This is a genomic window from Clostridium sp. AM42-4 (assembly GCF_003480105.1).
Lineage (GTDB): Bacteria > Bacillota > Clostridia > Lachnospirales > Lachnospiraceae > Brotaphodocola.
The window spans coordinates 36193-54804 of the sequence record NZ_QUIK01000016.1 but is presented as its reverse complement, the minus strand read 5'-3'; the positions used below and the strand labels follow the sequence as shown (position 1 = coordinate 54804).

At 49.6% G+C, this 18612-nt stretch carries 14 protein-coding genes and 1 pseudogene; 6 read left to right on the top strand and 9 right to left on the bottom strand.

What is annotated here, in order from left to right:
- Nucleotides 1-651, bottom strand: coding sequence for a YigZ family protein (locus tag DW922_RS12805; RefSeq protein WP_118721188.1), 651 nt, complete (start codon nucleotides 649-651; stop codon nucleotides 1-3).
- Nucleotides 652-942: 291 nt separating this feature from the next.
- Here DW922_RS12805 and DW922_RS12800 point away from each other — a divergent pair, with 291 nt between their 5' ends.
- Nucleotides 943-3630: a transglycosylase domain-containing protein gene (locus DW922_RS12800; protein ID WP_118721189.1), complete on the top strand. Its 2688-nt coding sequence runs from the start codon at nucleotides 943-945 to the stop codon at nucleotides 3628-3630.
- Between the two features lie 169 nt (nucleotides 3631-3799).
- Here DW922_RS12800 and DW922_RS12795 read toward each other — a convergent pair whose 3' ends face one another.
- Nucleotides 3800-5257, bottom strand: coding sequence for an SLC13 family permease (locus tag DW922_RS12795; RefSeq protein ID WP_195715066.1), 1458 nt, complete (start codon nucleotides 5255-5257; stop codon nucleotides 3800-3802).
- Between the two features lie 27 nt (nucleotides 5258-5284).
- Nucleotides 5285-6238 carry a 3-hydroxyacyl-CoA dehydrogenase family protein gene (locus DW922_RS12790; RefSeq protein WP_118726778.1) on the bottom strand — a complete coding sequence of 318 codons (954 nt, stop codon included), beginning with the start codon at nucleotides 6236-6238 and terminating at the stop codon, nucleotides 5285-5287.
- A gap of 310 nt (nucleotides 6239-6548) precedes the next feature.
- Here DW922_RS12790 and DW922_RS18425 point away from each other — a divergent pair.
- The 3 genes and pseudogenes from DW922_RS18425 to ilvD form a co-directional block, all read left to right on the top strand.
- Nucleotides 6549-6620: pseudogene (locus DW922_RS18425) on the top strand (hypothetical protein); the annotation flags it as partial.
- A 39-nt stretch (nucleotides 6621-6659) separates the two neighbouring features.
- Nucleotides 6660-7358 (top strand): LysR family transcriptional regulator substrate-binding protein, encoded by a 699-nt coding sequence (locus DW922_RS12785; RefSeq protein WP_347560315.1) that lies wholly within the window; start codon nucleotides 6660-6662, stop codon nucleotides 7356-7358.
- 19 nt (nucleotides 7359-7377) lie between these two features.
- Nucleotides 7378-9063, top strand: coding sequence for a dihydroxy-acid dehydratase (gene ilvD, locus DW922_RS12780; protein WP_118726776.1), 1686 nt, complete (start codon nucleotides 7378-7380; stop codon nucleotides 9061-9063).
- A gap of 88 nt (nucleotides 9064-9151) precedes the next feature.
- On the opposite strand, the gene DW922_RS12775 is transcribed toward ilvD, so the two are convergent.
- The 4 genes from DW922_RS12775 to DW922_RS12760 all read right to left on the bottom strand — a co-directional run bounded on the left by DW922_RS12775 (nucleotide 9152) and on the right by DW922_RS12760 (nucleotide 13012).
- Nucleotides 9152-9508: a SpoVA/SpoVAEb family sporulation membrane protein gene (locus DW922_RS12775; protein WP_118721215.1), complete on the bottom strand. Its 357-nt coding sequence runs from the start codon at nucleotides 9506-9508 to the stop codon at nucleotides 9152-9154.
- 91 nt (nucleotides 9509-9599) lie between these two features.
- On the bottom strand, nucleotides 9600-10631 hold the full coding sequence (locus DW922_RS12770) for a stage V sporulation protein AD (RefSeq protein ID WP_118726775.1): 1032 nt from the start codon (nucleotides 10629-10631) through the stop codon (nucleotides 9600-9602).
- Between the two features lie 155 nt (nucleotides 10632-10786).
- Nucleotides 10787-11689: an alpha/beta hydrolase fold domain-containing protein gene (locus DW922_RS12765; protein WP_118721196.1), complete on the bottom strand. Its 903-nt coding sequence runs from the start codon at nucleotides 11687-11689 to the stop codon at nucleotides 10787-10789.
- A 24-nt stretch (nucleotides 11690-11713) separates the two neighbouring features.
- A complete protein-coding gene (locus DW922_RS12760; protein ID WP_243032215.1) occupies nucleotides 11714-13012 on the bottom strand; it encodes an SLC13 family permease in 1299 nt (432 codons plus the stop codon).
- Nucleotides 13013-13222: 210 nt separating this feature from the next.
- On the opposite strand from DW922_RS12760, the gene DW922_RS12755 reads away from it, so the two are divergent.
- Together DW922_RS12755 and DW922_RS12750 are read left to right on the top strand one after the other, a co-directional pair.
- Nucleotides 13223-14212: a LysR family transcriptional regulator gene (locus tag DW922_RS12755; RefSeq protein ID WP_195715065.1), complete on the top strand. Its 990-nt coding sequence runs from the start codon at nucleotides 13223-13225 to the stop codon at nucleotides 14210-14212.
- Between the two features lie 6 nt (nucleotides 14213-14218).
- The gene (locus DW922_RS12750) at nucleotides 14219-15130 is read left to right on the top strand and encodes a LysR family transcriptional regulator (RefSeq protein WP_118721198.1); all 912 of its coding nucleotides are present in this window, start codon (nucleotides 14219-14221) and stop codon (nucleotides 15128-15130) included.
- 107 nt (nucleotides 15131-15237) lie between these two features.
- On the opposite strand, the gene DW922_RS12745 is transcribed toward DW922_RS12750, so the two are convergent.
- Both DW922_RS12745 and DW922_RS12740 read right to left on the bottom strand, forming a co-directional pair.
- Entirely contained in the window at nucleotides 15238-17214 is a 1977-nt protein-coding gene (locus DW922_RS12745) for a TRAP transporter fused permease subunit (RefSeq protein WP_118726773.1), read from the bottom strand.
- A 131-nt stretch (nucleotides 17215-17345) separates the two neighbouring features.
- Complete coding sequence (locus tag DW922_RS12740) at nucleotides 17346-18389, bottom strand: TAXI family TRAP transporter solute-binding subunit (RefSeq protein WP_118726772.1); 1044 nt, start codon at nucleotides 18387-18389, stop codon at nucleotides 17346-17348.
- Nucleotides 18390-18612: the final 223 nt, after the last annotated feature.

The following is an 18612-nucleotide window of genomic DNA, read 5'->3' as shown; positions in this document are numbered from 1 at the left end:
TTAAAACAGGACCAGTTCCCCGTCTGCAAAGCCATAATAGCATTCCTTTTCCCGGGTAATCACAGCTTTGCCGCCAGTCTTTTCGGTGATCTGGGCAACCAGGGAACCCTCTTTTTCGAGCGGCACCATGCAGACAACATCCACTGCATCGGTGTACTGGGTATCCAGAACCGGGATCTCCATCTGCGCATTGATGTACTGGATCTTGCCAATGCCATTGTAATCGGTATGGATCTTCAATTCCACACCCGGACATTTCTCCACGATCACGCTGTTTTTGAGTCCCTCCTGCACTGCGCCGGAATATGCACGCACCAGTCCGCCTGTTCCAAGCAGGGTTCCGCCAAAATAACGGGTCACCACGACACAGATGTTTTTCACTTCTGCACCCAAAAGCACATCCAGCATTGGGCGTCCTGCCGTCTGGGCCGGCTCCCCATCGTCACTGCAGCGCTGCACCTGGCCGCGCTCCCCGATCACATAAGCCGAGCAGTTATGCCGGGCATCCCAGTATTTCTTTTTCATCTCATCGATAAAAGCGACGGCATCTTCTTCGCTCTCTACCGGTCTTGTGGTAGCAATGAAGCGGGATTTTTTCTCGGTTAATTCCCCTTCTCCGCCCTCATAAAGAATTTTATATCGTTCCATCATGGGTATACTACTTCCTATCACCTGTTTCTTTTACGATTCGCTTCTCTCGTTCCCTATCATACCAGTAAAGAAGACTTCTGGCAAGAAGCAACATGACTGCCCATGTGTTTCGCAGACACCAACGGATTTTGCCGAAGCTTCGCACGGTTGAATTATCAGAATCATTTTGGTATAATGATAGACGGATTTTTATGTTGTTCACGCATGATACAAACAACATTTTATCCCTCATCAGCAGCTGTCAGACCTCTTTACAGCTGCCAGTACACATCCTGAAAAGGAGGATTCCGAATGAATTATGGAAAAAACGCTACAGAAAAGCGTTTGCAGGCTGCCGAGTCGCGGGGCCGGAAATACCGCTCCCGTATTTTTCTCACCTTTGCAAAAACCTGCTGCGTACTCTGTCTGTTCTGCGTTCTGGTCATATCCAGTATTGGCATCGGCATTGTCATGGGTATCATCGACAATTCCCCGGAGCTGAATGTGGACAGTATCGTACCCATCGGCTATGCCACTACCGTTTATGACAGTGCCGGAAACTTAACCGACACGCTGGTAACTGCAGGCTCCAACCGGGAAGAAGCCACCTACGACGAGCTTCCCCAGGACCTGATCAATGCCTTCGTTGCCATTGAGGATTCCCGTTTCTGGACTCACAACGGCATCGACCTGCGTTCCATCTCCCGTGCCGCAGTCGGCGTGCTGACCGGCGAGAACCGCGGAGGCGGAAGTACCATTACCCAGCAGCTCATCAAAAACAATATGTTCAACGGCGGCATGGAAACCAGCTTCGGTGCCAAGCTCGAGCGAAAGCTCCAGGAGCAGTACCTGGCACTCCAGCTGACAAAATCCATGGACCGCAAGCTGATCTTAACCAACTATTTAAACACCATCAACCTGGGCAATAACGCCCTTGGTGTCAAGGTTGCAGCCCGGCGCTATTTTAATAAGGATGTTTCCGACTTAACACTCTCGGAATGCACCGTCATTGCCGGCATCACCCAGAATCCGTCCCGCCTAAACCCGATCAGCGGGCAAGAGGCCAACGCCGAAAAACGGAAGGTGATCCTGCAGTATATGTTTGAACAGGGCTATATCACCAAGGCCCAGCAGGAGGAAGCCCTGGCAGACGATGTCTATGCCCGCATCCAGATGGTCGACACCGTTTCCAAAGAAAGCTCCACTCCATACAGCTACTTTACCGATGAGCTGACCCAGCAGGTAAAGGATACACTAATGGAAAAGCTCGGCTACACCGAGACCCAGGCACACAACCTGCTCTACAGCGGCGGTCTTCAGATCTACACCACCCAGGACCCTGCGATCCAGGCCATTGTAGACGAAGAGGTCAATGACCCTGCAAACTACTCTGCTGCCCGCTACAGCGTGGAATACCGTCTCTCTGTAACCCATGCCGACGGCACCACGGAGCACTTTTCAGAGAAGAATTTAAAATCCTGGCACGCTTCCACTCTAAACCCGGGATGGGACGGTCTCTACAACAGCGAGGCGGAAGCAGACGCAGATATGGAGGCCTATAAAGCAGCCATCCTGCAGGAAGGGGATACCGTAATCGGCGAACGCTCCAGCAAGGTACTGGAACCTCAGGTTTCCTTCGTCATCATGGACCAGAAAACCGGACAGGTGAAAGCGATCAGCGGCGGACGCGGCACCAAGACAGCCAGCCTGACCTTAAACCGCGCTACCGACACGACCAGACAGCCTGGTTCTACCTTTAAGGTCATTACTGCATTCGCCCCGGCCCTGGACACCTGTGGGGCTACACTTGGAAGCGTTTACTACGATGCTCCATTCACTGTGGGGACAAAAACCTTTAAAAACTGGTACAAGCAGGGTTATCTTGGCTACTCCAGCATCCGCGACGGTATCATCTATTCCATGAACATTGTTGCCGTGCGCACCATGATGGAAACCGTAAGCCCACAGCTCGGTGTGGAATACGCCAAGAACTTCGGCATCACCACCCTGACGGACACCGACATGAACGCAGCAACAGCCCTTGGCGGTATCACCAACGGTGTCACCAACCTAGAGCTGACCTCCGCCTTTGCCTCCATCGCAAACGGGGGACTTTATACCAAGCCGGTCTTCTTCACGAAGATCCTGGACCACGATGGAAAGCTTCTGATCGATAATGAGCCGGAAACCCACCGCGTTTTAAAGGATTCCACTGCATTCTTACTGACGGATGCCATGGAGGATTCCATGCAGCCTAACCACATTTTCGCAAGCTCCGGTGTCAGCGTCAGCTCCACCAGTACCCGCGCCGCACTGCCAAACATGTCTGCTGCCGGTAAGAGTGGTACGACCAGCAACAACAACGATATCTGGTTTATCGGCTATACACCTTATTACACTGCCGGTGTGTGGGGCGGCTGCGATGAGAACCAGAAGCTGACCGCACAGAACGGCGGAACCTCCTTCCACAAGGATATCTGGCGCAAGATCATGACCCGTGTCCACGAGGGATTGAGTGACCCGGGCTTCACCGTTCCGGACAGCATCGAAACCGCAGAGATCTGCCGTAAATCCGGCAAGCTGGCCATTCCGGGTGTCTGCTCCCACGACCCGCGTGGTGACGCTGTCTACACGGAATACTTTGCCAAGGGAACCGTACCGACAGAGATGTGCAACACCCATGTGCTCACAACCGTCTGCAGCGTAACCGGACTCCTTCCGGGCCCGAACTGCCCGAAGACCTCCCATGTGCGTATTGCCCTGCCAGCTGACGAGGAAGGCGAGACCGACGATTCCAAATACGCAATGCCAACCAAACGCTGCTCCGGCCACACAAGCGTTACCATCGATCCGTCCTATCTGGGACCGGACGATGCAGGCACCACCTCCGGAAGCTCTGGAAGCTCCGGCGGCTCCGGAACTGCCGTTCCAGGTCTTGGGCCTGGCGGTGCAAGCACCCGCCCTTCTTCCGCGGTATCGAATGGGCCTGGACGGGACTAGGTGTTGCTGACACTTCCGCATTGTGAACCATAGCGCCACTGGCGTCTCCATGATATCCATTTACACAAAAATGCAGGAAAACCACTCCGGCTTTCCTGCATTTTTTATATTGCATTTCTTATATTTCGAAACAACTTTTTTTATCGGTATTCTTTCGCAATCCTCCGTTTTATAACATGGTTCCAAGCGTATATCCAATGAGTGTTACCACAAGCGGTGTAAGCAGCATCATGATGATACCATATTTATATATCTGGTTCTTACTGCTGTATTCGTTGCCGTGGAGCATTGCAATGACTGCGAAGCTGGATGGCATCAGGTATGCAGCGGAACCACAGAAGCTGGTTACCATGGAGATTGCCACCAGATTGACCACTCCGGTGCTCATGCCAAGGGCAACTCCCAGACCGGTCATAACCGTGATCGTCGATACGTTTGACGCAAAGTTGGTCATAAATACTGCTGCATAGGCAATGATCAGAACCACCGCCATCGTCGGAACATGGCTGATCAGCGGGCTGATGTAGGCAGACATGAATGCATTCACTCCAGTTTCCTCTGCACAGATCACGCTTCCGAAATAAACACCGATGCTGATGAAGATCAGAATGCCCCAGTTGATATGCTTATTCACGATGTCACGCACATCGATCAGCGGCTTATTGTCAATGCTGATGATTCCCATCAATACAACGGATAAGGTCGCCCAGAAAGTGATTCCGTAGCTGTTGAGCGCCTTGACAAAGGCCGCATCCGGGATAAAGAGCTTTAAGAAGCCCGGGATGATCCACAGAAGGACAGTCAGGAAGAAGACAAATACAGTTACCTTCTCGCGCAGGTCCATTGGTCCCTGCTGGTCCAGAACCCGGCTCACATCAAAGTTTTTGAATTTGCCGAAGTCCGGCTTTGCGATCAGGCGGATGATCAGTGCCATGATTGCAAACAGAATAATGCCGGTCGGGATACCAAACAGAAGGTAGGTAAACAGGCTGATGCTCTGTCCTGTTGCAGACTCATACACGCCCAGTCCCAAAATAATCAGCGAATGGGAGATTGGAGTCATGGCACCACCAATATTGACACCAAACAGGGTAATGATATTGGTGATATGCGGGTAGCTGTCATCCTTGGAATAGCCAAGCTCCTGATAGATCCGGTTCACGAAGGCAAGCATAAATGCTGCTGCCGGAACTTGGTCGATAAACGCGCCAAGGATCATGCCCAGAACACCAAGGGAAATCGTGAAGGTCCATGGATTCCTGTTCACGAATTTCTGGCTCATGAATTTTGCAACCAGACGTGAGGTAAAGCCGGACTCATTCAGCGCATGTGTCATAATAAAGGTCATCAATACAAAATATACGACCCAGTTTCCAAGGCTTCCGCTGATGGCTCCGTTTAATGTGGTTGCACCAGTTCTGGACAGTAATACGACTGCCAGCATAGCCGGCCACACAGTATCAACCGCAGACAGCAGAATTACGGTGGCGATAAATACACCGATCACGCGGATACCGGCTGTTGTCATCGGCGCCGGTGCCGGCATCACCCAGAAAATTGCCACGATCAGAAAGCAGATTGCGATCTTCACCAGCTTTGCCCGTTCCATACTAAATTTCTGTGTCATTCTAACCCCTCCTAACATTCCGTGTTTTTACATTTTTTCCTTTGGAAGATCCCACTCACAGAACTTCCAGTACGGTGCATTGACACGTTCACGGTATGCGTCCATGTCCACTCCACGCCAGTCGTAAAAGCCCTCTCCCGCCTTCACGCCTGTTTTTCCTTCTGCGATCAGCTTATCGATACATTCCGGCACAGTCTTGGTATCGCTGATGACCGGGAACAGATTTTTACAGGTTGTCCGGTTCAGCTCCAGACCGCCATTATCGAAATGCTCGAAAATACCGATGGAGGTATAGCGCGGGCAGAAGCTGTACTGCAATGCCCGGTCGATGTCTCTCGGATCTGCCACACCCTCCTCTACTAGGGCAAGTACCTCTCTCCACAATGCGAACTGGAGTCGGTTTCCGATAAAACCCGGGGTCGGTTTTTTCAAAACAACCGGTTTTCTGTCTAACTCCTCCAGAAGCTGGTAGACGTATTCGATCACACCCGGAGCAGTCCGTTTTCCACCGCATAATTCAAAATAAGGGACCATATGTACCGGATTGAACGGATGCGTTACGATGATCCAATCGCCATATTTTTCACAGGTTTCTGCAAGAATATCCGGCACAATGGAGGAGCTTACCGAGCAGATTGCCTTCACATCCGGGCAGGTATCCTCCAGAATATGATAGATATCATGCTTGACATCCGGGTTCTCCAGTGCACTCTCAAAGACGATCTCCGCATCCGCCATAGCCTTATAGTCCTGTGAGATTACCAGATAAGTTTTGCAGATATCCACCTGCTCACTGGTCGCAAGCCCGTGTCCTACCAGACTTTTCCAGTGATTTTCATAATCGTTGCGGCATCTTTGTGCCGATGCTTCGCTGCGCGCATAAACCACCGTCTTAAACCCATGTCCCGTTGTCAGCACTGCCATGCTGGTCGCAATGATCCCGGTTCCGACAATTCCGATTGTGCGTACCTCTTTGCTCATAACATGTAACCTCCTTCGTTTTTATTTGTTAATTATTTATCACTATCAGCATCATATCATTTATTGCATGCATCTGCAATTCGAATTGCGTTGTCATCATTTCCAGAATGGAATAAATTGTTTTCTATACTCTTTCCATTTTGGAACAGATGCGCTATAATAAAAAATGTTTGCAACAATAATCTGACAGTTTATGAGAAGGTATCTTATGTCAAACATACGGTATTATGAGGAATTTGCCGCATTATCGCATTATTTAAGCTTTTCCCGCACCTCGGAGGAGCTTTGTGTGTCCTAGTCTGCCCTTTCCAAGCACATTGCTGCATTAGAGCAGGAGCTGGGGCTGACCTTGTTTATCCGCAATTCTAAAAACTGCGCACTCTCCGAAGCTGGCTATCAGATCTTACCCTATGTTGAAAAGATGCTGGAGGCACACCGGAGCATTGAACAGATCAGCAGGGAACAGTATCTGAAAAAAGAGCAGGCACGCAAAAACCCACAGATCTGCATTGCCTCCTGCCCACTGATCGGTGCCTACAAAATCGCCGATCTCATGGCACGCTTTAGCAGTCTCCACCCGGAGATTGCCGTAGGAACCTCGGAGTTTGAACCCGGTGTCATTCCCAAAATGCTGGACTCCGGCGATGTCGAGCTGGCCTTTGTCCGCCCATTCCGCAGCGGTATGTCTGCGTATGACGCAATTGAGTTTGTGCGGGAGGACATCATTGCTGTGCTTCCAAAAAGCCACCCTCTTTCAAGAGAAACCAGCATCCCTCTTTCCGCCTTAAGGAACGATCCCATGATCCTCATCGGGGAGCAGGCAGAGCTTCACTATGTCTGCATGCAGCTTTGCCTAAAGGCCGGGTTTACGCCGGCATCCCGCTTCAATGGGCTCAGGCCCGACAACATTATGGCGCTTGTCTCACTGAATATGGGTGTCGCATTGCTGTCGCAGAATTTTTACGAATACTACAAACGGGAAAATACCGTTGGTGTTCCCATTACCCCAACGGTCTCCACCTCGATCCGGCTGATCCGCAAAAAAGGGCGGAAGCTTTCCCGGCCAGCCCAGATTTTCTGGGATTTCATCAATCAGGGTTCTCAAAAAACTATAAAATAATCAATCAGGGGGTATTCACATGCAAAAGAAATTTGAATCCGGTACCTTTCTTCCGGACAGTCTCATCTCCTGCCGCACCCTTTACAAGGCAAACGGCTTCTCCAATGATGACATGTCCCGCCCGATCATCGGTGTCTGCAATTCCTTTACCGACATTGTCCCGGGCCACCGCCACCTAAAAGAGCTGGCAGAGCAGGTCAAATACGGCGTTTACCGCGCTGGCGGCACTCCGGTAGAATTTGGCTGCATCGCAGTCTGTGACGGTGTCTGCACTACCCACAGCGGTGCCCGCTACTCTCTCCCGTCCCGTGAACTCGTGGCAGACAGTATTGAAACCATGGCACTTGCCCACCGTCTGGACGGTCTGGTGCTCATCGGCTCCTGCGACAAAACCGTTCCCGGCATGCTGATGGCAGCCGCAAGACTGGACATTCCATGTATCTTCCTCGCAGGAGGATGCATGCTCGGCGGCCAGTCCTTCGGCGGCAAGCGCAAATCAGACTCCACCTCCATCGAGGAGGCTTACGGTATGTACCAGGTAGGAAAGATCGGCCACGATGTCCTGGAGGATATCACGGAGCTGTGCTGCCCGACGGTCGGCTCCTGCCAGCATATGGCAACCGCAAACTCCATGTGCTGCATGGCAGAATCTCTCGGCTTAAGCCTTCCGGGCTCCGCAGCGATCCCGGCTGTATACAATGACCGTCTGCGTGCCGCACTGTTGTCCGGCGAGGCCGCTGTTCATATGGTACTTGAGGGCATTACCTCCCGCGATATCATCACACCGGAGGCAATCCGCAACGCCATCATGGTGCTCATGGCAACCGGAGGCTCCACCAACTGCGTCATCCACACTCTCGCCATCGCACATGAGATCGGACTGGATTCCAAAACTGTCATGGGATGGTTTGAGGAATACGGAAACAGCATCCCGCTGATCTGCCGCATCAACCCGGCATCCAAGGAATTCGACGCCGAAGACTTCTACAAGGCCGGAGGTATCCCGGAGGTTCAGCGTCAGATGAAGCCACTTTTGTATAACGACTGTATGACTGTAACCGGCAAGACCATCGGCGAAAACGCCGCCTCCTGCCGCAGCCTGTATCCAAAGAACCCGGATGTCATCACCTCCTTAGAGAAGCCATTCTCAACCCTTGCAGGTCTCGCCATCATGCACGGCAACCTTGCACCTGACACTGCCGTGGCAAAGCCTGCCGCTGTGGCAGAGGAGGTCCGCCACTTTACCGGAAAAGCCATCTGCTTTGACAGCGAGGATGCTGTCAGCGATGCCATCGCAAAGCAGCTGATCAAGCCAGGACACGTTGTGGTTGTCCGCTACGAGGGTCCGAAGGGTGCACCTGGCATGCCGGAAATGTTCAAGCCTATGAAGCTGCTCTACGGCCAGGGCTTAAATAAATGCACCGCCCTCATCACCGATGGCCGCTTCTCCGGCACCAACAACGGCTGCTTCGTCGGCCATATTTCCCCAGAAGCTGCTGCTGGCGGTCCGATTGCCCTCATTGAAGACGGCGATGAGATCGAGATCGATATCCCGAACAAAAAGCTGGAGCTTCATGTATCCGACGAGGAGCTTGCACGCAGAAAGGCGGCATTCCACTATGAGCCACAGCCAGTAGAAGGATACCTGAAACGGTATGCACTGCACGCAAGAAGTGCTGACCAGGGCGGAATCATCATCGATTAAAGTACATTTAGCAATTTAAGTATATGACAAGGGCCGTGTGAGTTGCCGAAAGGTAACTCACATGGCCCTATTAAAGTTAATCAAATTGTTATTCTTTCATTTTAGGTTTGAAGATCAGCGCCCCCAGATACCCAAACACCAGCGCTGCTGCGATTCCGGCGGAGGCAGCTGTGAGGCCGCCTTTGAAGATTCCAATGCAGCCTTCCTCTCCGATTGCCTTTGCGACCCCCTTCCACAGCGTATTGCCAAATCCAAGGAGCGGTACACCTGCTCCGGCTCCGGCCCATTCCAAAAACGGTTCATAAAGTCCAAGCCATCCTAAAATGGTGCCGCTTACAACCAGAAACACCATCACCCGGCCCGGCATCAGCTTCGTCCGGTCAAGCAGGATCTGCACAAGGGCACAGATCACGCCTCCCACAAGAAAGGCCCGGATCAGTTCCATTACCACACTGCCAGATGCACTGCCCATACTGCTACCTGCAACATCAGCCAGCATGCTGATCATATGATTGATATCATTGTTCATCGTATCGTTATCCCTCCATCCGTTCCAGCACAACTGCGTGGGCAATTCCCGGAATGCTCTGTCCTTCATTATAGCTTACGGTGGAAAGCAGTGCCCCGGTCGGCACAAACAAAACCCGTTTCCATTCCCCACGCTTCAGCTTTGGAAGAATCTTTGCACACAGCGTTACCGCCGCGCAGCCGCATCCACTTCCACCTGCGTGTACGTCCTGCCAACCCCTGTCATAAATTTCAAGACCGCAATCCATATGGCGTCCCGCAAGCTCCTGGCCGCTGCTCTTCATAAAATCGAGAAGTACCTTTTGCCCGACTGCCCCCAGATCCCCGGTGATAATCCTGTCATAATAGGAAACATCCACACCAAAATCCTCCAGATTCTGACAGATGGTGTTCCAGGCCGCCGGGGCCATGGCGGCGCCCATATTCATGGAATCCTTCGTTCCCATATCCACCATTTTCCCGGTTGTGATCCCGGTTACCGCAATACGTGGCGCTGGCAGGTTTCCGGCTTTTTCCCCACGTTCCAATACTACCGCCCCACAGCCGGTCACTGTCCACGATGCGCTCTGTGCCCTCTGGTTTCCATATCCAAGCGGAAAACGGAACTGTTTTTCTGCTGTCGCAAAGTGGCTGGATGCCATTGCAAGGACCCGGTCTGCATGTCCCGCATCCACACACATCGCCCCAAGTCCCATGGCTTCTCCCATCGTAGAACAGGCCCCGTAAAGCCCAAACAGCGGAATTTCCAGATCCACCGTCCCAAAAGAAGTCGCGATCAGCTGCCCCAGCAGATCCCCCGCAAAGAGATAGCGCACCTCTCTCCGGTGAATATTTCCCTTCTCCAGCGCCAGATCTGCCGCCTGCTTCTGCATGGCACTCTCTGCCTGTTCCCAGTTTTCCATTCCAAACATCTCATCCTGCTCGGTGACATCAATCCCGCCCGATAGCGGCCCCTGCCCTTCCTTCTTTCCCGCGACCGAAGCCCAGGATGCCACAAAAGCAGGATGCTCAAAACGCAAGCTTGCTTTTCCCACCTGCATAAAAAAACTCCTTTCCTGCGCCATTCATTCTGAACATAGTATGCGCAAAAAAGGAGTTTTTATTTTAAATTTCTATATATTATATAACTATTGTAGATTTTAATAGGCCCGTATGAGCTGCCGAAAGGCAGCTCATACGAGCCTTGTCACATATTTTAATTGTTTGCAGAAAGAATCTGGCGGATGATCAGTTCCTGTGCTTCTTTCCATTCATCGCTCATTCTTACGGTAAATCCATGATGGCTCTCCCGGAATCTGCGCATTGTCACGGTAACACCGGCCTCAACCAGTTTTCTTCCGTACTCTTCATTCGCAAGACAGAACGGACAATTCTGCGCATTGACAATCAGCGTTTCCGGCTGATTCTCCATCATGTCCGCAGTCGCGAATACCGGTGATACAAATGGCTGTTTTAAGAGTTCTTCGTCTCCATCCGCATAAAGCATGGAAAACGCCTGGGAGCGGTCTGACTTTCCGCTTGTATCGGTCATTGGCATATAGTTGTCATTTGCTGCATAGTCGAGCACCTGTAAGCATACTTTAAAATCCTTTGTCTGTGCGGCTTTCAGGGAGATTGCTGCTACCAGACAACCACCTGCGCTGTGTCCACCAATGGAAACCTTTTTCGGATCAGCCCCCCAGGATTCACACTGTTCAAATACCCACTTTACAACGCGGTAAGACTGTTCAAACGCAACCGGATAAGCATGATCTAAAGAGCTTGCGTAATCAATATCTACAACAATTCCATGAATCCGCGCAGCCAAGTGTTCACAATACAGATCATCATCCCCGTCCTGAAGGAAAATGAATCCGCCGCCATGCATGTTGACATGAACCGGGCATCCGTTTTTCCGGTCTTTTGCCATTGTGATATAACATTTTACCGGAACACCCACAGATGGAACTTCAACCACAACTTCTTTGCGTTCCGTATACTGTTTCCACTGTTTATAATCTTCCGGAATTACACGGCCTTCACGTCCCGTTTTTTTTCTTCCTCCGGTTCTGTCGAGAACTGCCAGCCATTTTTCTCTCTCTTCTTTTGTTAATGCCATCTTTCTCTTCCTCCTTTTATTTGCTTAACCATATACCGGGAAAAACAGATTTGTACTGAAAATCAATGTTGCAACAGCAATAATCAGATATGGAATGTTAAATTTCAACAGCTTAATCGGATCGTATTTACCAATTGCATAAACCATGGTTCCGGCAGCGCAGCCAGTTGGAAAAGCAAGCGCAAACCAGGAAGCAACATTTACAACCAGCACTACCGCCCTCGGATCCATACCACCAGCCAATGCAGTACTTGCCGCGATCGGAGTTAATACTGCCATGCTTCCGGTGTTGGATAAAAATGTTGTCATAACTACGGTTGTTATTCCAAAAACAGTTAAAACCTTAAGACCACTTGGGTTTTCCCCAAGAATTTTCAATACAAAATTTCCAATTGCTTCTCCTGCACCAGAAGAGCTAAGGGCCGAAGACATAGCCAGCATGCCGGCAATCATCCATACCATATCGCTTGTCATGATTTCTACAACTTCTTCGCGTTTCATCGTCTTTGTATAGATGATCAGCAGCACACCTACAACAGAAATCATATATGCCTGATTTCCAAGTAAATCTGAAAAAAGGAATCCAATCACTACCGCAAAAAATACTGCAAATACAATAAATTCCTGAAATCCAGAAATTGATGTTTCTTCTTTCTGTGCGCTCTGGTTTGTTTTTACCGCCGAACTGTCCAACGTAGTTTTCGGTAAAAGTCTCCACGCAAATAAAGAATACACTGTTAAGGCCAATGCCGGAATGATAGCTACTTTTGTCATATCAAACATGCCAAGTGTCTGTGCCGGGTCTGTCACCATACCTTCATAGTAAGCGTTGGCCTGCATCGGCAATGCGGCACCCATTCCAACAGGGAACCGTCCGGTCCATGCACAAAGCATTGCAACAATCAGATACAGCATTCTGGACGAACACACCTCTCCATCATCATCCAGAGTCTGAACAAAAACAAACATGATCGTGAGAACTGCAACCTGTCCCATAACCTGACACAACAGTATCGTAAATCCGAACATGGCCAGCATCAGGATCAATCCGCTTTTTCCTTTCAGGTGGTTGATTCCTGCTTTTATTTTTCTGGTCACACTTGTCTTTCCAATTGCGTTTCCTACTACCATTACCGTTGCAACAAGAATGGTATTTTTATTGATGATGCCAGAAAACGCCGTCGTGAAATCCAGCACTCCGGTAAGTACCAGAATTGCAACGCAGGTCATGGCAGTTACGCCATACGTAGCTTTTTGCAGTAAAAACATGATGATCATAAAGATCAGCACGCCAACAACAATATACAGATTCATATTCTCCATCGTATCTCTCCCTCCAATATTTTCCTTTGTAATTTTTCACCACATTCACACTCTTATTTCATTCATCTGCAGATATCAAATTCCTCCTTCGCATTATTATCATGTGGTGTAAGCAGGAACTTTAGTTTTATTTTATGCTTCCAACTGACGATTGACAATCGCACGAAGCTTATATAAACTATGTATAAAAGTTATGGAAAAGGAGTCTTTATGAAATTAGAGCAACTGCCTTATATTTTAGAAATCGCTTCCTGTCAGAATCTTTCCGGTGCCGCCCAAAAACTTGGAATCTCTCAGCCCGCGCTGAGTAAATATCTTTCCAATCTGGAAGGAGAACTTGGTATGGAATTATTCCGGCGCTACCGGAAAAAGCTATATCCTACCCCTGCTGGTTTTCTTTACCTTGATATGGCACGGCGTATGCAGGAAATTCAGGAAAAAACCCTCAGCTCCATGAACCTTTTGCACACTGCCCAGACAGAGTATCTCTCCATTGGTATTTCTCCGCATCGTGGTGCCGCTGAAATAGCAAAATTGTATCCACTTTTTATCCATCAGTTTCCGCAAATCAGACTGTCTATTCAGGAAGGTTATACAAACCAGCTTCGGGAATACCTGAAAAACCGGCAAGTATCCCTGATTGTCAGCACCGCCCTGAAAAATGACCGCGATCATTTCTTATTTGCCCCCATCCATCACGAAGAGCTTTTGCTCGCAGTTCCGCCATATCACCGCATGGCCGGGAAAGCTTCCGCAAATCCTGATTTCCCCGCAACTGCCAGCCTGAACCAATTTGCAGATTCCCCATTCATCATGATGACACCTGACACTTCGATTGGTCAGGTATGTGCCGAACAATTTGCCCGCTGTGATTTTTCGCCTATGATTGCATATCAGACATCCAATGTTACCATACTTTCCACTTTGATCCGTTCCGGACTCGGTATCGGAATGCTTCCAAGTCTTTACGCAGCACAATGCACGGATCTGTATTTCTTCCGGATTCATTCTTCCTTCCGGATCACATCCGGGATTCTCTGGAATTCCAATCACCGTTTAAGTTTTCCAGAGCGCTATCTCATCTATCTTCTTACAGAACAGTTGTCTGTAAATCCGTTATATCAGATGGAATGTGATCCCCTGATTGAAAAATTCCGTGAAGAATTTATGAATCAAGCAGATAGAAAAGACAAGGACTGATTTGAAATGGATATAAAACAATTAGAATATTTGATTGACATTGCAGAATTAAAAAGTGTAACCCGGGCTGCGGAAAAAAATTTCATGTCGCAGTCTACACTTTCCAGAGAAGTAAAGATTTTAGAAAAGCGAATTGGTGTGAACCTGTTTGTCTGGGATAACCGGGAAATGCGCCTGACAGAGGAAGGGATTCTTTATCTAAACGGAGCGCGTGAGCTTCTGCAGGAATATAAAAAAGGAATGCAAGCACTGGAACGACTGAAAGCAAAACAGCATCAGGTCATCCATCTGATCTTATCTCCAAAAGTACAGTATTTTTTCCGCTCCCATATTCAGCCCGAATTTGTCAGACAATTTCCACACACCTCATTGGAAGTTACGGTCGGATCTGTTTCTATGGCTGAAGAATATCTGGAACATGGATTCGCTGATCTCGCAATTACAGCTACCCACACACCAGAAAAGTTCCAATCAGAAGCAATCCTTCTTCATCGGGAAGCTTATTTTCTGGCACTTCCAGAAAGCCATCCTGCTGTTTCTGCTATCCGAAATCAAACATTTTCGTTCACTATGCTCGATCAGACCCCTTTTCTGCTGACCAAAGGAAACAATGTTTTTCGGAAAATGGAACAGGACGCTCTTTCCTGCAATCATTTTTTCCCTTCAATCACCTACGAGGTTGAAACACTTCATACCATTCGAAAAATGATATCAGAAGGATTAGGTGTTGGATTTCTCCCGGAAGATCTGACCAAAGACGAGCAGTTAAACCTTTGCTTTTTTCCGTTAAAACCTGCTATGCATGTCAGCACAATACTTCTGCTTCCACGTACCGGCATTCACAAAAACAGTACACTAGCACTCAGGCAATTGATTTTACAAAAATTCCTGTATTTTGGGAAATTCAATCAGCAATAATCCTGTATACTGCCCAATTACAGAATAAAAATATTGATAACTTAAAGGGCCGTGTGAGTTGCCTTTCTCAGCTCACGCGACCCTTGTCATATTTTAAATTGTGAATTTTACGCAGCCAGCGCTTCCTTCTCTCTCTTCGCTGCCTGATATCCCAGTACGCACACAGCGCCTACGAGAACCAGTCCGATGAGGTCAGTCAGGCTGCCCGGTACTAAAAGGGTAAGTCCTCCAACGATGCAGAGGATTCTCTCCCACCACTTCATGTTGCGGAATACGAAACCGCTTAAGCCGGCTGCCACACCAAAGATACCGATGATGCTGGTAATGGTGATCATAACAACCTCCGGGATGGTGGTGTTGATGAACAGCATTGCCGGGTTCATGGCGATGATGTACGGTACGATAAATGCTGCGATGGCAAGACGGCTTGCATTGAATGCGGTCTTCATCGGTCCGGCCTTTGCGATGGCGGCGCCTGCGTAGGCGGCCAATGCAACCGGCGGGGTGATATCTGCAACGATACCAAAGTAGAATACGAAGAAGTGTGCTGCAAGCATCTCAACGCCGATTTCCGGGCTCATGAGGATCGGGGCACAGGTTGCTGCCATAATGCAGTAGGTTGCGGTGGTCGGAACGCCCATACCAAGAACGATACAGCAAAGCATGGTCAGAAGCAGTGCTACGATCATGACACCGCCGGATGCGGATACAATGGCACGCAGGAGCTTGGATGCAAGACCGGTAGAGGTGATGCAGCCCGCTACGATACCAGCCATGGTACATGCAGATGCTACGGTGATGGTTCCCTTGCCGCCTGCCTCCAGCGCATCGATGATCTTGCTTACGTTGATGCGGTTATCGGAGTTGAACAGGCCTACAACGATGGTTACCAGGATTGCGATTGCTGCGGAGCTCTGCATGGTACGGGTACCATTGGATACCAGAACGACCAGAACTACAAGCGGAGCCAGCAGATAAATCTTGCGGATCAGATAGCTGAATTTCGGAAGGCTTTCTTTGTCAAGTCCCTTTAAGCCAAGCTTCTTTGCTTCCAGATGTACGGCAATGTAAATGCCTGCAAAGTACAGGATTGCCGGAAGGATTGCTAAAACTGCAATGCGGGAGTACGGAACACCGGTGTACTCTGCCATAAGGAATGCGGCTGCGCCCATGATCGGCGGCATGATCTGTCCGCCGGTGGATGCTGCTGCCTCAACAGCGCCTGCAAAATCCGGTTTGTAGCCGGTCTTGATCATCATCGGGATGGTGACGGAACCGGTGGTTACAGTGTTTCCTACGGAAGAACCGGAAACCATACCGCACAGTGCGGAAGAAATAACGGCTACCTTCGCCGGGCCGCCGCAGGAGGAACCTGCCACGCAGTTTGCAAGGTCAATGAAGAATGCGGAAATACTGGTCCGCTCCAGAAAAGCACCAAAGATAATGAATACCACAATGTATTTCTGACATACATTGATCGGAGTGTTCATAACACCGTTTGTGGTGTAGAACAGATCGTAAACAACCTTACCAAAACGGACATTTGCAAAGGTGTAGATCAGCAGTGCACCGACTACAAACAGGATCGGCAGACCAACACACCGACGGCAAAGCTCAACCAGAACAAGAATGGCAACGATGGCCAGAGCCAGCATAAACGGGTCTTTGGAAATGACACTGTAGCTGGTTAACAGGATTTTCTGTGCGTTTGCTGCAAAGTAAAGAAATGGACCTGCGCCTGCGACCATCAGTACAACATCGTACCACGGAATGTAGTTTACACGGACGTGCCCTTTTTTGACCGGATAGTTTAAAAATCCGATGATAATGATCATAGCCAGAAACAGTGTCAGGCGAACCTCCGGAAGACTCTTATCTACCAGGGTCAGGTAAATGCAGAACAGGGAAAATGCTGCCATCAGGAAACGGATCACGGCTTTCGGCTTTCCTTCCCATACACGGACGTTCGATTCCCTGTCATATTTTTTCATCACCGCATCGACATCCTCTGCGGTTCCGGTTAAACCGTCAGCTGCCGGGGCACTGTCCACAGCGGCTGTATGTTTTTTGTTCAGAAAGCTCATAGTCGAATCCCCTTCCTATTCTTATTCAGGCGCTTCCTGGATTCGGAAACGCCTGATCATCCTCATTTTGGATCAGTCTCACCTGGCCCTGCATGAAATGCGCCAGCCAGATGATACTTTTCCACTGCTTCCTATTTGGTCGGAACAGTCAGGCCTTTTTCTGCGAAGTATTTTGCAGCGCCAGCGTGATACGGAACTGCGGTTACAGATGCTGCAAAGTCAAGGTCCAGCTCATTCTTCTTGTCGTGTCCAAGTGTGTCGATGCTGTCGTAGATACCTGCTACTACGTTGTAGATATCGTTCTCATCTACATCGTCCTGCGCGATGATAACTGCGCCGACTGCAACGGTGGTTGCGTCTTTCTCAAGACCGTAAGCATCTTTGGAGATCACGTTCTTGGTGTAGTAAGGAGAAGTCTCCTGAAGTTTTGCGATGTGCTCATCGTCTAACTCTACCAGATATACGTCTCTGGTTGCTGCCAGGGAGGTCACTGCGGTGGTCGGTGCACCTGCTACGATGAAGGCTGCATCGATCTTGCCGTCCTGCATGGCCTCTACGCTGTCACCGAAGGACTGGTAGGTAGGTTTGATGTCGTCGATGGTTAAATCGTATGCGCCTAAGCAATCCAGAGCGTTGAAGTAAACGCCGGAACCGGAATCACCAACGGATACGGTCTTGCCCTTTAAGTCTGCCACGGTTTTGATCTCCGGGTTGAGGGTTACGATCTGTACCTGCTCCATGTAAAGCGCTGCCACGGTAGAGAAGCCGTCGATCTTTGCGCCCTCAAAGAGGTTCGTGCCGTTGTAAGCGTATGCCATAACGTCGGACTGTACAAAGCCAAGCTGTGCGTCGCCTGCGTCCATAGCCTCGATGTTGCCCTTGGAGCCTTTGCCAACGATCGCGGTTACGGTGGTGTCGGTCAGGTCACTGATCTGTCCTGCGATCACGCTTCCGAATCCGTAGTAAGTACCCTGGTCACCGCCGGTGGTAAAGATCAGCTCTTTGCCGCTTCCAGCCTGACCGATCTTGTCAGCCGGTGCAGCTTTGGTGTCTGCCGCGCTGTCTGCTGCGGTGGTATCTGCCGCGGTGGTAGATGTAGAAGCGGAACCGCCGCAAGCGGTGAGGGATAATGCTGCCATCATAGATGCCATAACCAATGCCATGTTCTTTTTCATAATCGTGTCCTCCTCGGGTTTTGTTTTTACAGCTTACAATGCCTCTTTTCTGCTGTGTTTTTCTCAACTTGGTGCCAATTATAGCACAGGGATTTTTAAATATCAAGCTAAATATTGTAATTATTACAGCTTTTTAGTTGTACTTTTCCATATTAAACTGCTAAACTAATTGAGATTGACGAAAATTTGTATAAAAAAGAGCCTGTGTGATGTTTTCTCACAC

Bases quoted from the DNA above. Each gene is read 5' to 3' on its own strand.
- DW922_RS12805 (WP_118721188.1), bottom strand. From the start codon at position 651: ATGATGGAACGATATAAAATTCTTTATGAGGGCGGAGAAGGGGAATTA.
- DW922_RS12800 (WP_118721189.1), top strand. From the start codon at position 943: ATGAATTATGGAAAAAACGCTACAGAAAAGCGTTTGCAGGCTGCCGAG.
- DW922_RS12795 (WP_195715066.1), bottom strand. From the start codon at position 5,257: ATGACACAGAAATTTAGTATGGAACGGGCAAAGCTGGTGAAGATCGCA.
- DW922_RS12790 (WP_118726778.1), bottom strand. From the start codon at position 6,238: ATGAGCAAAGAGGTACGCACAATCGGAATTGTCGGAACCGGGATCATT.
- DW922_RS12785 (WP_347560315.1), top strand. From the start codon at position 6,660: ATGCTGGAGGCACACCGGAGCATTGAACAGATCAGCAGGGAACAGTAT.
- ilvD (WP_118726776.1), top strand. From the start codon at position 7,378: ATGCAAAAGAAATTTGAATCCGGTACCTTTCTTCCGGACAGTCTCATC.
- DW922_RS12775 (WP_118721215.1), bottom strand. From the start codon at position 9,508: ATGGAACTGATCCGGGCCTTTCTTGTGGGAGGCGTGATCTGTGCCCTT.
- DW922_RS12770 (WP_118726775.1), bottom strand. From the start codon at position 10,631: ATGCAGGTGGGAAAAGCAAGCTTGCGTTTTGAGCATCCTGCTTTTGTG.
- DW922_RS12765 (WP_118721196.1), bottom strand. From the start codon at position 11,689: ATGGCATTAACAAAAGAAGAGAGAGAAAAATGGCTGGCAGTTCTCGAC.
- DW922_RS12760 (WP_243032215.1), bottom strand. From the start codon at position 13,012: ATGGAGAATATGAATCTGTATATTGTTGTTGGCGTGCTGATCTTTATG.
- DW922_RS12755 (WP_195715065.1), top strand. From the start codon at position 13,223: ATGAAATTAGAGCAACTGCCTTATATTTTAGAAATCGCTTCCTGTCAG.
- DW922_RS12750 (WP_118721198.1), top strand. From the start codon at position 14,219: ATGGATATAAAACAATTAGAATATTTGATTGACATTGCAGAATTAAAA.
- DW922_RS12745 (WP_118726773.1), bottom strand. From the start codon at position 17,214: ATGAGCTTTCTGAACAAAAAACATACAGCCGCTGTGGACAGTGCCCCG.
- DW922_RS12740 (WP_118726772.1), bottom strand. From the start codon at position 18,389: ATGAAAAAGAACATGGCATTGGTTATGGCATCTATGATGGCAGCATTA.